The organism is Azospirillum sp. FG154 (assembly GCF_057809575.1).
Map to the genome: position 1 here is coordinate 131,907 of NZ_JBMDKF010000011.1, position 14,313 is coordinate 146,219.

The window sequence follows — 14,313 nt, forward strand, 5'->3', positions numbered from 1 at the left end:
GGCGCTTCCCCTTACCAGACGTCGCACACGCGCTGGACTTCCTCCAGCGTGGTGACGCCGCGCAGCACCTTGACCAACCCGTCGCGGAACAGGGTGGCCATGCCGCCCGCCATCGCCGCCGCCTGGATGGCGTCGGCCCCGGCCCGTTGCAGGGTCAGCGCGCGCAGCGGCTCGTTCATCGTCATCAACTCGTAAATGCCGACGCGCCCGGCGTAGCCGGTGCCGCCGCAATCCGGGCAGCCGCCGGGGCGGTGAACGGTGACGGACGCCCCCGGCGCGATCAGACCGGCGTCGGTCAGCAGACGCCGGGTTTCCGGGTCGGCGGGTTCGGCGTGGCGGCAGGCGCGGCACAGCACGCGGACCAGCCGCTGGGCGATCACCGCGCGCACCGAGGAGGTGAGGAGAAACGGCTCCACCCCCATGTCGATCAACCGCGTCAACGCCCCCGCCGCCGAATTGGTGTGCAGGGTGGACAGCACCAGATGGCCGGTCAACGCGGCGTGAACGGCGATGTCGGCGGTTTCCGGGTCGCGGGTTTCGCCCACCATGATGACGTCGGGATCCTGACGGACCAGCGCGCGCAGCACAGTGGCGAAGGTCAGGCCGATGGCGGGCTTCACCTGCACCTGATTGACCCGCGCCATGTGGTATTCGACCGGATCCTCGACGGTCAGAACCTTGCGCTGCTTGGCGTCGATCAGGCCGAGCGCGGCGTAGAGCGTGGTCGATTTGCCGCTGCCGGTCGGCCCCGTCACCAGCACCATGCCGTTGGGGGCCTGGACCAGCCGGTGCAGCGCGGCCTCCTGGTCGGCGTCGAAACCCAGCGACGACAGGCTGCGCACCCCGGCGCCGGGATCAAGCAGGCGCGTCACCACGCTTTCGCCATGGACGGTCGGCAGGGTGGAGATGCGCAGATCCAACGCCCGGCCGTCGACGCGGTGGGCGATGCGGCCATCCTGCGGCAAACGCCGTTCGGCGATGTTCAAATTGGCGAGGATCTTGATGCGCGAGACCATCGCCCGCCCCAGCCGTTTGGGCACCGGCTCTTGATCGCGCATCACGCCGTCCACCCGAAAGCGCACGGCGATCTGGTCGGCGAAGGGTTCGATGTGGATGTCGCTGGCCCCCAGCCGAGCCGCCTCGCCGATCAGATGATTGACCAGCCGGACGACCGGAGCCTCGCTCGCCAGCGATTTCAACTGGTCGAGGTCGTCGTCCGGCGGGCCGCCGCCATCAAGATCGGCGACGATGCGGCCCATCGCCGACAGGCCGCCGCAAGCGCGATCAAGCGCCGCCTCGACGTCGCCCGGCGCGGCGACGCAGGCGTAAACCGGCAGGCCGCAGGCGATTTCCAGCGATTCCAGCGCCTCGGCGTTGTCGGGGTCGGCGATGGCGACCATCAAGGCGCCGTTGATCTCCGAAAAGGGAAAGGCGCGGGCCTGGCGCAGGAAATTCGCCGACACCCCGGCGGCGGCGGGAGCCAGCCCCTCCATCTCGTCGAGCGTGACGAAGGGCAGGGCGCGGCGGTCGGCCAACGCGCGGGCGCGCGCCTGCTCCGACCCGCCGCCGGTCGGGTCGCCGGATCGTTCGGCGTTGGCCATGGGGCTGGCGGCGGGTGACTCAGCCCGCATGATCGGCCCGCATGGGATGCGTGATTCGGTCGCCTGTCATGTAAGGCGTCGTCCTGGTGTGGCGTTTCCCTGGCGCATCCGGATTCTTGGCCGGAACCGATCCCGCAGCGCCGCTTTGGCAAGGCGTGTGGGCCGGATGATTGTCGCGATTGTGCGTTACAAAAGCCACCGTCCGCCATCCTTATTTTGCGCCTTTCCGCCCTGTTTTTTCATGGAGCGGCAAGGCTTTCCGGCAATCGCGCCGGAACCCCAACAATTCACTGGACGGAAGGGGGCGGAGCGCGGAAATGTGCCCTGCAACCAGACAAGCGGCGACAAGTCCGCATCCGGCGTTCAGGGGGATTGGGGTGGCGACATTGGGGGGAGGACGGCTGCGGACAGGCTGGATTTTGGCCTCTGCGGCGGCGTTGGCGCTTGGCGCCTGTCAAGGGACGAAGGGGGATCGGGCCGAACCGCCCTTGGCGGAAACGCTGGCCAAGCTGGGGCTTGACACCAGCGGGCGGCCCATCGACCCACAGAGCTTGACGCCGGGCGGGCGCGTTGGGGCCAGTTCGCCCGCGCCCGCCCAACCGATCATCGTGCACGGTCAGGAACCGCGCGTCGGAACCAACGCCCCGCTGCGCCCCTTGGCCGGTGGCGGCGCCATTGAACTGAATTTCGAGGACGCCGGAATCCCGACCGTCGCCAAGACGATTCTGGGCGATCTGCTGGGGCTGTCCTACACCGTCGATCCGCGCGTGCAGGGGCGGATGACGCTGTCCGCCGGTCGTCCGATGGCCCGCGCCGAAGCCTTGAGCGTGTTTGAAACCGCCTTGCGAATGAACGGCGCGGCGTTGCTGGTCAATGACGGCGTTTACAACGTCGTCCCGGCGTCCGAAGTGCGCCAGCCGGGGAATCCGGCGCGCTACGCCGACATTGGCGGCGCGGCGGGGGCGGTGGGCAGCGCCTTCAGCATTTACGCCCCGCGCCACGGGCAGGCGAGCAGCCTGAAAACGATTTTGGAGCCGCTTTATCCCATCCAGGGAATGATCCAGGCCGACCCGGAGCGCAATCTGTTGATCGTGTCGGGCACCGGCGAGGAACGCCGCGCGGTGATCGAGGCGGCGCAGGGATTCGATCAGGATTTTCTGGCCGGTCAATCGGTCGGCGTCTTCCCGCTGTCGCGCGCCACGCCCGCCGAGGTGATCGACGAGTTGGGGATGATCTACGCCATCAAGGGCAACGCGGACAGCTCCATCCGTTTTCTGCCGGTGGACCGGATGAAGGCGGTTCTGGTGGTGACGCGCCGCGCCGCGATGCTGGATCAGGCGGGGGTGTGGATTCGGCGGCTTGACCAGGGCGGCGACGGGGAGCGGACGATCAACGTCCACCCCTTGCAACACGCCAAGGCCGCCGATCTGGCGCGTGTTCTCTCCCGTCTGTTCGGCGGCGGGGGCGGCGACGGCGCCAGCGGGTCGCCCTTGGCCCCGAACGTTCAAGGCGCGCGGCTGTCGGTGGATTCCGCCAACAGCGCCGGGCCGGGCGGCGTCAGCCCTGGAAGCGGCGGCGCCACGTCGGGCGCGCTGTCCACCAGCGGCGGAACGGCGTCGGGCGCGTCCTTCCCTGGTTCGAGCGGCGGGCAAAATGGCGGCTTGTCGAGCGCGCGGACCAACCGCAACGCCTCAAGATTCGGGGCGGGTGACGTCGGCGGGGTGGAGTCCGGCGCGAGCGGCGGCGGCGGCAACGCGCCGCGCGTCGTCGCCCACTCCACCAGCAATTCCCTGGTCATCTTCGCCACCCCGGCGGAATACCGGCTGATCCAGGCGGCCATCGCCAAGCTCGACCTCGTCCCGCAACAGGTGATGATCGAGGCGACCATCGCCGAGGTGACGCTGAACGATTCCCTGCGCTATGGCGTGCAGTATTTCCTGAAGGGCAACGGCTTCGCCAACGTCAAGGGCAGTTCGCTGGGCTTCGACAGCAACAGCTCGGCGGGTTTGCAATCGCTGTTGCCCGGCTTCAACGCCGTGTTGGGCAACGTCACCGACCCGCGCGTGGTCATCAGCGCGCTCGACAGCATCACCAACGTGAAGGTCGTTTCCTCCCCGCAGGTGGTGGTGGAGGACAACCAGCAGGCCCTGTTGAAGGTCGGCGACAAGGTGCCGGTCATCACCCAGCAGGTGGTCTCCACCACCACCGCCAACGCCCCGCTGGTCAACGCCATCGAGTTCCGCGACACCGGCGTGATCCTGTCGGTGACGCCGCGCGTCAACGCCGACGGCACCGTCTCCATCGACGTGGTGCAGGAGGTCAGCGCCGTGTCGCGCAGCGCCGACACCGGCACCCTGACTCCGACCATTTCCCAACGCCGCATCGAAAGCGCGATCAGCGTGCGCAACGGCCAGACGGTGGCGCTGGGCGGCCTGATTTCCGAAGACGACCAGGGCGGGCGCAGCGGGATTCCGCTGCTGTCCGACGTGCCGGTCGTGGGCGAACTGTTCTCCTTCAACGACCGTTCGCGCAAACGCACGGAGCTGATCGTCTTCATCACCCCGCGCATCATCCGCGATTCCAACGACGCCCGCCGGGTGACGGAAGAGTTGATGGGCCGTTTGCGCTCGTTGCAAACGCCGACGGCGGCCTCGGCCAAAAACGGCAAGACCACCGGCGGGTGAGAGGTCAGGCCAGAACGGGGCGGGGTTTGGTCGGAATGGTCATGGCGGCGACGCCGACGATCACGCAGGCGAAGCCCGCCCAGGCGCTAGCGGTCAGACTCTCGCCGAGAAACAGAACGCCGATGGCGACCCCGATGGGCACGCGCAGATAGGCTTGCGCCGTCGTGCCGACCGATCCCAGAGTCCGGACCAAGCGGAAATAAATGGCGAAGGCCAGCGCGGTGGAGAACGCCGACAATGCCAGCAACGCGGCGACTGACTGTGACGACGGCGTCAGCGTCCATGGCGCGTCAACCAACAGGCTGAGCGGAATCAGGATCAAGGCCCCGCACAGCAACGACCCCGCCGCCGGGATCGTCGGATCCAAGCCGCTGAAGCGCTTGCCAAAAATGGCGGCCCCGGCGTAGCAGACGGTCGCCGCGACGATGGCGAGTTGCGGTCCCAACTCCCGCCCAAGCCCGCCGAACGCCTCCACCCCGATGATGAGGCAGGTTCCGGCGATTCCGGCGACGACGCCAATTGTTTTGCGCGCCGTCACCGCCTCGTGCCGGGTCAGACACACGGTCAGCAGGAAGGCGAAGATCGGCGTCGTCGAATTGAGGATCGCCGCCATGCCCGCGTCCACGTCGCGCTCCGCCCAGGCGATCAAGGTGAAGGGAACGACGCTGTTCAAACAGGCTTGAATCAGAAAACGGCCCCAGTTTTCCCGGTCGCGCGGCATCGCCAAACCGCGCGCGTGGATGACCAGCAGCAGAATGGTTCCGGCGATCACCGTGCGCGCGGCGATCAGCGTGATCGGCGGAATGGTCGCCACCCCCAGCTTGATGAAGCTGTAGGACGCGCCCCACAGGGTGGCGAGCAGCAGCAACAGCGCCAGTTCGGTTTTCAGAGTGGGGGATGCGGTGGTCATCGGCGGCCTCGGTCAAAGTCAGACGGACGCAACCATACTCGGCATGGCGGGCGGCGTCCCGCCCCCACGTTTTGGCGCGGGCCGAAACGTGGGGGCGGGATTTCGCCCGGCAAAGCCGCTATGCTGGCGGTCATGTCCAACATCGCTTCCGGCAACGCCATCGCGGCGGTCGCCGCCCTGATCGGCGACCCGACCCGCGCCAACATGCTCGCCGCCCTGATGGGCGGGCGGGCGTTGACCGCTGGGGAATTGGCGTGGCATGGCGGAATCAGCGCGCCGACGGCGAGCGGCCATCTGACGAAACTGGCCGAGGCCGGGTTGCTCGCGGTCGAAAAGCAGGGGCGTCACCGTTACTACCGCCTGTCCTCCGCCGACGTCGCCCAGGCGATGGAATCCTTGATGGCGCTCGCCGGGAGCGGGCCGAAACGACACCGTCCGGTTGGCCCGAAGGATGAGGCGCTGCGCGCCGCCCGCACCTGTTACGATCATCTCGCCGGTCGGTTGGGCATCGCCCTGGCCGACGCCTTGCGCGCGCGGGAGCATGTCCATCTGGCCGACGGCGTCGGCGCCGTCACGCCCGAAGGCGAGCGCTTTTTCCGGGAGTTCGGCGTCGATTTGACCAGCGGGAGCCTCGGCAAACGCCCGCTCTGCCGCGCCTGTTTGGATTGGAGCGAGCGCCGCCATCATTTGGCCGGGCGCTTGGGGGCCGGGTTGCTGGATCGCTCGCTGGCCTTGGGTTGGTTGGCGCGGATTCCCGACAGCCGGGCCGTCGCCGTCACCACGGAAGGGGAGCGGGGCTTCGCCGAAATTTTCGGACTGCCGGAAGGCTGGCGCGCATGAAAAAGCCGGTCGCCCTGGATGGAGCGACCGGCCTTTCAATGAGCTTTCAAACGCGGATCAGAAGGCGTAGCGCAGACCCAACGTCAGCTCGTGGGTGCGCACATTGGCGTTGCGGGCGTCCACCGTCGTGGTGACGCCAAGCCCGGTCAGGGTGACGCCGCTCTTGGCCTTGCCCGCGTCAACGTAGCGATAGCCGAGATCGACCGTGACGGCGTCGGTCACGGCGATGCCGGTTCCCGCCATCACCTGCCATGCGAAATTCGTCCGGGTGGAGCCGTTCAGCGTGTAGCGGTTAAAATTCGCCGGATTGGTCGCCAGCGCGCCGACCGTCGTGTCGGTGACGGTCAAATCCGCCAGCTTGTTGCGGGAAAAGCCAAGGCCGGCGCCCAGATAGGGCTTGAACACGCCCAACCCGTCGGTCAGCCCGGCGACGTCCAAATACAGGTTGGCGAAGCCGCGCAACGACGAGACTTTGCCGTCGTAGGTCAGGCTCTGCACGCTGTCGGTTCCGTTCCAGTTCTTGGGGAAACGGTAGGACAGCGTCAGATCCGTGCGCAGCGCGGGCGTGATTTGCCAGCCAACCCCGCCGCCGACGATGGCGGCGCTGGGCAGCTTGCGGGTGATGGTCTGGCCCATGTCGTCGGCGCGAAAGTCAAGGGAGCGGCCAAAGGACGCGCCGGTTTCCAACTTCACGTAGGGGCCGGTTTTGGCGGTCGTCTGGGCGGCGGCGGGCAGCGCCGCCGCCGTGGCCAACAACAGACCCGCCAGGGTGTTCGTGAACGTCTTCGTCATGATCGTGCCTTCTCCGGGCGGCGGGTTATTGCGGGATGACGACGGTGTTGTTCGACACCGAAATGGCGTTCGCCGCCGACGGCGCCGTCGCCATGTCCGGCAGGAAATTCTTGTAGTTGGCCGCCGTCAGCGCCGCCGTGCGCGGCGACACGGTGCGCATCACCTGGCTTTGCGGCAGGGCCGCGCCGGTGCGCAGGTTGGCCAGCATGGCGTCCAGACCACGGACGAAATAATGGTGGATCGGCAAATAGATCGGCGCCGCCGTCGGGCCAAACAGGCCGATCAGCGATTCAAAATGCTGGGTGTTGGGAACCTCAATGTAGCTCAGCTTGCTGGCCGACCCCTCGACGATCTTGTTCCAGCCGAAATAGGCGCGCCCGGCGTGGTTGGGGTGAATCACCTCGTCGTTGCGGGCCTGGATGATGAGCGACGGCAGGCCGCGCAGATTGGCGGTTCCGACCACCTCCTGCATGCCCTGGCGGACGCGGGTCGAGTTGATTTTGTCGCGCATGCTCATTTTCGTTCCCGGCGCCGCTTCGCCGGTCACGAGGCTGCGGTAGCACAGCGCCGCGTCCAGATTGAGATCGGCCAACCCGGTGGAGCGCGAGACCGCCATCACCTCGTTGATCGGGCCGTTGGCGGCGTTTTCGGCGATGACGTTGATTCCACCGGCGGGCGGAATGATGTTGCCCGCCGCGAACAGCAGGGCGGCGGTGGCGATGGGAAGCTGGATTGGCGCGCCCGCCGTGTTGGTGGCGGCGAAGGTCGTGCCGCACAAAACGTCATCGGCGTGGAAACGGCCATATTCGGCGACGTAGGTGTCGATGATCTGACGGTAGGCGTTGAGATTTTCCATCAACGGAATTTCCCAGTCGCCTTCGGTCAGATAGCCGTAATTGTGGATGATTTGCAGCGATTCCGCCGCCTGCGCCGCCAGCGTGGTGGAGGACAACAGCCCCTTGCCCTTCAACGCGGCGCAACGGTTGGCGCGCGACCCGCTGGGCGATCCGGCGGGATCGGCGTTCAACACCGCCCCGGTCAGCGAGGAATCCAGCGCGGCGCAGGGCGCGTAAATGGCGATCTGCGTGTAGTAATCGATGAAATGCTTGCCGGGCGCGGTCAACGTGTTGGCGCCATAGCGGATCGACAGGCCGGAGCGTTGGGGCGGAATCACGTTCGGAATGACGGCGACGACGCCGTCGATCAGGCCCTTGGCGTCTTTTTCCGCCGCCATCACCGCCGCGCCGCCGCCGTTCGACACGCCGCCGGAAATCACCGTGGTGTTGGCCGGGGTAAAGCGCGCCGCGCCCGCCGCCAAATATTGGTTCATGGCGTAAAAGCCGAACTCGATGGCCTGGAGCGTGTAGTCGCCCCATTTGCCGTCCACCAGCTTGCCGGAATGGGCCTGCTTGTAAGCCAGCCGGTTCGGGTAGGCCGCCGCGAAGGCGCCCTGGCTGGTGGTGAAGGACGCGGCGAAGTTCGTGGCCGAGCCGACCGAGCCGCGCGGCAGGAATTGGCCGAAGCGGTCGTACAGATAATCGCGCGTGACGTCGTGGAAGAAGTTTCCGGTGCCCTTGTCGGTGTAGACGGCGACGCAGCCGTTGCGGAACGCCCATTCGCCAGCGGTGCCGATGGCGCCATAGACGTTGCGCGAGCCGGACGACGGACCCGTGACCATGCAGGGTTGGGTCTGGTTCGCGTTGGCCGGGATCTGGACGATCATCGTCTGGTAATTCGACCCCGATCCGTCATCGGTCAGCGCGATGTATTCGCGACCCGCGACCTTCCCCTCGGTCCCGGTGTCGTTGTAATTGGCGTCCAGGTTCGGGCCGTACAGCACGCGCCAGCCGCCGCCGGTCGAGGTGTCGACCAGACCGCGATAGGCGTTGTGGATGGCCCGGCGGCGCAGTTCCGCCACGGTGGGGGACAACGGGTTGGCGACGGTCGGCGCGACGGCGGAGGACAGGCCGGTGACGCCCAGACCAGCGGTCAGCAGATCGTCCGACACGCCGTCGTAATCGGTGAAGCTCAACGTCTGCGGCAGCACGAAGCTGGGCAGAGCGTTCTGAGCCGACGCGGTTCCTGCCAGCAGGCCCGGCGCAAGCGCGGTCGAGGCCAGCAGACCAAAGGCGAGCGCCTTCGACCCAACACGCATACGAAGCATCCGTTTCCCCCTCATGTCTTCTTGTCGCGACGCGGTGTCGGGCGTCACGGGCGACAGCAGGATGCAACGTGTGTGCCGCAGTTGGGCAGACCGACCAAAGGCCGTCGACTGTTTGGCCGAACCTTTGCTGCGCATGGTTTTGAGCCGGGCAGGGCGATCCGTCGGCGCTGGGAACGCGGCGGCGGCGCTGTCCGCCGTTCCGACAGGTGTGTGGGGAGGCGGACAGTTTCCTGTCCGCATCACCTTTCAAAATGACGCGGCGCGCGTCCTCACATGTCCAAACCCAGATCGAGATTGGGCGCGCTGTGGGTCAGCCAGCCGCAGGAAATCATGTCCACCCCCGTTTCGGCGATGGCGCGCACGGTGGCCAGAGTCACGTTGCCCGACGCTTCGGCCAGCAGCCGACCGTCGATCATCCGCACCGCCCGGCGCAGCGTGTCGGGATCCATGTTGTCGAGCAACACCACGTCCACCGGCAGGCCCAGCAGCTCGTCCAACTGGTCGAGCGTGTCCACCTCGACCTCCACCTTCACCATGTGGCCGATGGCGGCGCGCACCCGCTCCACCGCCGCGCGGACGCCGCCCGCCACGGCGATGTGGTTGTCTTTGATGAGAACGGCGTCATCCAGGCCGAAGCGGTGGTTGAAACCGCCGCCCAGCTTCACCGCGTGTTTTTCCAACACGCGCAGGCCGGGGGTGGTCTTGCGGGTGCAGACGATGCGCGCCTTGGTCCCGTCCACTTCGCGGACCAGCGCGCGGGTGGCGGTGGCGATGCCGGACAGGCGGCCCATGACGTTCAAGGCCGTGCGCTCGGCGGTCAGCAGGGCGCGGGCCGATCCGCTCAGCGTGGCGATGGTCCCGCCGGGGCGCACGTCGCCGCCGTCCGCCACCGCGATCTCGACGGCGACGCCGGGGTCGAGCAGGCGGAAGGCGATCAGCGCGGCGTCCAAACCGGCGACGCGGCCATCCTTGCGCGCGGCGATGCGGGCGGTGGCGACCGCGTCGACGGGGATGATGCTGTCGGTGGTGATGTCGCCCGCCCGCCCCAGATCCTCGGCCAACGCGGCGCGGATGATCGGTTCGACGGTCAAAGGATGCAGCATGCGGCGTCTCCGGGCAGCGGGCCGGTGGGACCGGCCAAATCGGTGAGGGTGAGCGTGCGGTTTTCGGCGGTGCGGCCATAGGCCGGGTTGGGCAAGGGATGATCGGCGCGGCAATGCGCGCCCCGGCTTTCCTCGCGCGCCAAAGCGGCGTGAACGATCAAACGACCGACCAGCAGCCGGTTGCGCGCCTCGCCCCAGCGACGAACGGCGCCGGGGTTGATGGCGGCGTCCCCGTCGGCTTCCTCGCCGCGCAGGCTGTCGAGCGCGGCGGCGAGCCGTCCCAGCTTGCGCCGGGCGGCCAGCAGCCCCAACCCGTCGCGGACCAGCCCGGCCCCCTCATACAGCACGCGGCGGGATTCCGCCGTCAGCGCGTCGAGCAGCGCGCCGCCGACCTCCGCCGCGACGGCGGGCGGATTGGGCAGGGCGAAGGGCGGCAGCGGGGCCAGCGTCCGTTCGGCGACGTCGCGGGCGACCCGCGCGCCGAACACCAGCGCCTCCAACAGCGAGTTGCTGGCCAGCCGGTTCGCGCCATGCACGCCGGTGCAGGCGACCTCGCCACAGGCCCACAGCCCATCCAGGCTGGTCCGCCCGTCGGCGTCGGTGACGATGCCGCCCATGTGGTAATGCGCGGCGGGGGCGACCGGCATCGGCTCCCTGAAGGGATCCAGGCCATGGTCGGCGCAGATCGCCCGCACGGTGGGGAAGCCGTCGGGCTTGGCCGCCAGCGCCGGGCGCAGGTCGAGGAAGACGCGCTCCCCCGCCTTGATCCGCGCGCCGATGGCCCGCGCCACCACGTCGCGCGGGGCCAACTCGGCCAACGGATGTTCGTCAAGCATGAAGCGGCGCCCGGCGCGGTCGAGCAGGGTCGCGCCCGCCCCGCGCAGCGCCTCGGTCAGCAACGGGCGGGGATCGGCCTCGACGTCGAGCGCGGTCGGGTGGAACTGCACGAACTCCAGATCGGCCAGCCGCGCGCCCGCGCGGGCGGCCAGCGCCAGCCCGTCGCCGGTCGCTTCCGCCGGGTTGGTGGTGCGGGCGAAGGCGGCGCCCACCCCGCCGGTCGCCAGAATGACGCGCGGCGCGCGGTGAAACACCCACCCGTCGGGATGCATGGCCAGCAGGCCGCAAACGCGGGCGCCGCGCATCACCAGATCGACGGCGAAGGCCTCGGCCTCCACCCGCACCGACGGCGCGGCGCGCAGCCGTTCGGCCAGCGCCAGAACCAGGGTGCGCCCGGTGGCGTCGCCCCCGGCGTGGACGATGCGGGCGGTTCCATGCGCGGCCTCCCGCCCCAGCAACGGCGCGCCGTCGGCGTCGCGGTCGAAGGGCAGGCCGTCGGCCAGCATGGCGCGGATTTGGGCGGCCCCGTCGCGGGTCAGCAGCGCCGCCATGGCGGCGTCCACCAGCCCGGCTCCGGCGGCCAGCGTGTCGGCGGCGTGATCCTCCGGGCGGTCGCCGGGGCCGATGGCGGCGGCGACGCCGCCCTGGGCGTAGAGGCTCGACCCGCCCGGCAGATCGGCGGTTTTGGTCAGCAGCGTGACGGCGCGCGGGGCGAGCGCCAGCGCCGCCGTCATCCCGGCCAACCCGGATCCCACGACGATGACCTCGGCGTCACGAACCTGATACGGCGTGGTGGTCATGGTTTCCTCACCAGGGTTGGGCGGCCTCCTGCGATCTACCCCCTCTCCCCCCCGGGGAGAGGGGTTGGGGTGAGGGGGACGCACGGCGACAGGTTCACAAAGGGCGTTCGCATCAACGGGACGGCGGCGCCTGTTCCGCGATGGTTCGCGGCGCATCCCCCTCACCCCGTCCCTCTCCCGGGGGGAGAGGGGGATTCCCTCACTTCGGTTTGACGGCCAGCATCCGTTCGACCGAGCGGCGGGCGCGGTCGGCCAGATCGGGGGCGATCTCCACGCGCGGCTCCAGCGTTTGCAGGGAGTCGAGAATGCTCGCCAGCGTCACCGTCTTCATGTGCGGACACAGGTTGCAAGGCCGCACGAACTCCGTGTCGGGCGAGGCGGCGGCGACGTTGTCGCTCATCGAGCATTCCGTCACCATCAGCACGCGCGGCGGCTTCTCGTTGCCGACGAAGTCGATCATCCGGGCGGTGGAGCCGACGAAATCGGCCGCCGCCAGCACATCGGGCGGGCATTCCGGGTGGGCGATCACGGTCAACCGATCAAAGCGGTTGCGGAATTCGGTGATTTCCGCGCCGGTGAAGCGCTCATGCACCTCGCAATGGCCCTTCCAGGCGATGATCTCCACCTTGGTCTGGGTGGCGACGTATTTGGCCAGATACTCGTCGGGCAGGAACAGAACGCGGTCCACGCCCAGCGATTCCACCACCTCCACCGCGTTGCCCGACGTGCAGCAGATGTCCACCTCCGCCTTCACCTCGGCGGATGTGTTGACGTAGGCGATGACCGGCACGCCAGGGTGCGCCTCGCGCAGCAGGCGGACGTCGGCGGCGGTGATGGAGTCGGCCAGCGAGCAACCGGCGTTGCGGCTGGGGATCAGCACGGTCTTGGACGGGTTCAGCAGCTTCGCCGTCTCCGCCATGAAATGCACGCCCGCCACAATGATGACGTCGGCGTCGGTCTGCGTCGCCTTGGCGGCCAGCGCCAGGCTGTCGCCGACGATGTCGGCCACGCCGTGGAAGATCTCCGGCGTCTGGTAATTGTGCGCCAGAATGACGGCGTTGCGTTCGCGCTTCAGGGCGTTGATCGCGTGAATCAGCGGGGCGTGAAACGGCCATTCGATGGCGGGAACGACGCGTTTCATCCGTTCGTAGATCGGGGCCGTCGCCTCGGCGATCGCGGGCGTGAAGGCGAGGGCGGCGGCGGGGCCAGCGGCGTCGGGCATCGGGCGCTCCAAAATACTCGTTTCGAGCAAAACCATATTTGCTCGAAACGAGTATATCAAGCGGAAAACGATAGGCCGAACGGGCGATGACGAAACGCGGGGAGAAACGAGCGCGCGAAGCGGACGGAAACGGCGCGGATCAGGCGCCGTCGGACACCGGAATCCGTCCGGCGATGATGGCGCGGCGGGCCTCCTCCACCGCGTTCAGCATGGATGGCGTCAGAAGCTCGCGGTTGTTTTCATCGACCGCGTAATCGACGGCGCCGTCGGCCAACCCCAGCACGCGGTGGCCGGGCGTCCAGGTTCCGCGTTGACCGGCCTGGAATGCGGCGTCCACCGCCAGGTCGACGCGCTTGAGCATCGAGGTCAGGATGGTGCCGGGGTAGAGGTAGTTTTGGTTGCTGTCCACGCCGATGGCCAGCCGTCCGCCATCCTTGGCGGCGGCGAACACGCCGAAATTCGACACGCCCGCCCCGGCGAACACCACGTCGGCCCCGCGCTGGAACTGGCTGCGCGCCACCTCCGCCCCGGTGGTCGGGTCGTTGAAGGCGTCGGCGGTGGTTCCGACGAAATTGACCAGCACGGTGACGTCGCCGCGCGCGTGCCGCGCCCCTTGGGTGAATCCGGCGATGAATTTGCGCAGCAAAGGAATGTCGAGCGCGCCGACAAAGCCGACGGTCCCGGTCTTCGACGCCAGCGCCGCCAGCACGCCGACCAGGAAGGAGCCTTCCTGTTCCTTGAAGGTGATCGACCGGATGTTCGGCCCTTCGGCCACCGAATCCACAATGGTGAACCGCAAATCCGGATGGCGGGGGGCCAGCTTGGTCAGCGCGGTGGCGTAGTAAAAGCCGATGGTGACGATGTCGGTGGCCCCGCGCCGGACCAGCGCCGCGACCCCCTGGTCGAACTGCGCCGGGTTGTTCGGCATATATTCCAGATAGGACAGGCCGGTGGCGGTTTTAAAGCGCTCCGCCCCGGTGAAGGCGCCCTCGTTGAAGCTTTTGTCGAATTTCTGCCCGACGGCGTAGACAAGGCCGGGGACGAAATTGGTTGGCGCGGCGGCGAAAGCCGGGGCGGTCAGACCGGATGTCGCGGTGGCGGCGACGCTGGAAGCGCCCAGAACCAGAACCGAACGGCGGGACAGGGGCGTCATGGCGCGGCCTTTTGTCGGTGGCGGCAATCAGAAGACAAAGTTAGCCATGGAGCGCGCCGCGCATCCAGGGGAAAGGCGCGGCAAGAGCCTGGACTGGAGGAAAAACTCGGCAGAGCGTTCGATTAACGCCCGTCGTCTGTTCAATCGCCCTGCGGGCAGGGCTGCCATACCAAGACAGGGGGTTTCCGTGGCGCGTCCGCACGCTCA

The 14,313-nt window shown here is 68.2% G+C and carries 10 protein-coding genes; 2 read left to right on the forward strand and 8 right to left on the reverse strand.

The genetic code is table 11. The annotated features are described in order from the left end of the window. Positions 1-11 precede the first annotated feature (11 nt). On the reverse strand, positions 12-1,631 hold the full coding sequence (locus ACODS4_RS14860; protein WP_488864919.1) for a GspE/PulE family protein: 1,620 nt from the start codon (positions 1,629-1,631) through the stop codon (positions 12-14). A gap of 347 nt (positions 1,632-1,978) precedes the next feature. Between ACODS4_RS14860 and gspD the strand changes: the two genes are divergently transcribed. Further along, positions 1,979-4,285 (forward strand): type II secretion system secretin GspD, encoded by a 2,307-nt coding sequence (gene gspD / locus ACODS4_RS14865; protein ID WP_488864921.1) that lies wholly within the window; start codon positions 1,979-1,981, stop codon positions 4,283-4,285. Between the two features lie 4 nt (positions 4,286-4,289). On the opposite strand, the gene ACODS4_RS14870 is transcribed toward gspD, so the two are convergent. After that, entirely contained in the window at positions 4,290-5,195 is a 906-nt protein-coding gene (locus ACODS4_RS14870) for a DMT family transporter (RefSeq protein ID WP_488864923.1), read from the reverse strand. A 132-nt stretch (positions 5,196-5,327) separates the two neighbouring features. Here ACODS4_RS14870 and ACODS4_RS14875 point away from each other — a divergent pair, with 132 nt between their 5' ends. After that, on the forward strand, positions 5,328-6,035 hold the full coding sequence (locus ACODS4_RS14875; RefSeq protein ID WP_488864925.1) for an ArsR/SmtB family transcription factor: 708 nt from the start codon (positions 5,328-5,330) through the stop codon (positions 6,033-6,035). Positions 6,036-6,092: 57 nt separating this feature from the next. Here ACODS4_RS14875 and ACODS4_RS14880 read toward each other — a convergent pair whose 3' ends face one another. The 6 genes from ACODS4_RS14880 to ACODS4_RS14905 form a co-directional block, all read right to left on the reverse strand. Beyond that, on the reverse strand, positions 6,093-6,827 hold the full coding sequence (locus ACODS4_RS14880) for an outer membrane protein (protein WP_488864927.1): 735 nt from the start codon (positions 6,825-6,827) through the stop codon (positions 6,093-6,095). Positions 6,828-6,852: 25 nt separating this feature from the next. Beyond that, positions 6,853-8,991: a 3-hydroxybutyrate oligomer hydrolase family protein gene (locus ACODS4_RS14885; protein ID WP_488864929.1), complete on the reverse strand. Its 2,139-nt coding sequence runs from the start codon at positions 8,989-8,991 to the stop codon at positions 6,853-6,855. Between the two features lie 269 nt (positions 8,992-9,260). After that, on the reverse strand, positions 9,261-10,094 hold the full coding sequence (nadC, locus tag ACODS4_RS14890; protein WP_488864931.1) for a carboxylating nicotinate-nucleotide diphosphorylase: 834 nt from the start codon (positions 10,092-10,094) through the stop codon (positions 9,261-9,263). Continuing rightward, on the reverse strand, positions 10,079-11,731 hold the full coding sequence (locus ACODS4_RS14895; protein WP_488864933.1) for an L-aspartate oxidase: 1,653 nt from the start codon (positions 11,729-11,731) through the stop codon (positions 10,079-10,081). Before ACODS4_RS14895 ends, nadC begins: the two co-directional genes overlap by 16 nt. Before the next feature lie 199 nt (positions 11,732-11,930). Beyond that, positions 11,931-12,953, reverse strand: coding sequence for a quinolinate synthase NadA (nadA, locus tag ACODS4_RS14900; protein ID WP_488864935.1), 1,023 nt, complete (start codon positions 12,951-12,953; stop codon positions 11,931-11,933). A 139-nt stretch (positions 12,954-13,092) separates the two neighbouring features. Then, entirely contained in the window at positions 13,093-14,106 is a 1,014-nt protein-coding gene (locus ACODS4_RS14905; protein ID WP_488864937.1) for a BMP family lipoprotein, read from the reverse strand. Positions 14,107-14,313: the final 207 nt, after the last annotated feature.

Excerpts from the sequence above, each read along its gene's own strand:
- ACODS4_RS14860 (WP_488864919.1), bottom strand. The coding sequence starts at position 1,631 with ATGCGGGCTGAGTCACCCGCCGCCAGCCCCATGGCCAACGCCGAACGA.
- ACODS4_RS14870 (WP_488864923.1), bottom strand. The coding sequence starts at position 5,195 with ATGACCACCGCATCCCCCACTCTGAAAACCGAACTGGCGCTGTTGCTG.
- ACODS4_RS14875 (WP_488864925.1), top strand. The coding sequence starts at position 5,328 with ATGTCCAACATCGCTTCCGGCAACGCCATCGCGGCGGTCGCCGCCCTG.
- ACODS4_RS14880 (WP_488864927.1), bottom strand. The coding sequence starts at position 6,827 with ATGACGAAGACGTTCACGAACACCCTGGCGGGTCTGTTGTTGGCCACG.
- ACODS4_RS14885 (WP_488864929.1), bottom strand. The coding sequence starts at position 8,991 with ATGCTTCGTATGCGTGTTGGGTCGAAGGCGCTCGCCTTTGGTCTGCTG.
- nadC (WP_488864931.1), bottom strand. The coding sequence starts at position 10,094 with ATGCTGCATCCTTTGACCGTCGAACCGATCATCCGCGCCGCGTTGGCC.
- ACODS4_RS14895 (WP_488864933.1), bottom strand. The coding sequence starts at position 11,731 with ATGACCACCACGCCGTATCAGGTTCGTGACGCCGAGGTCATCGTCGTG.
- nadA (WP_488864935.1), bottom strand. The coding sequence starts at position 12,953 with ATGCCCGACGCCGCTGGCCCCGCCGCCGCCCTCGCCTTCACGCCCGCG.
- ACODS4_RS14905 (WP_488864937.1), bottom strand. The coding sequence starts at position 14,106 with ATGACGCCCCTGTCCCGCCGTTCGGTTCTGGTTCTGGGCGCTTCCAGC.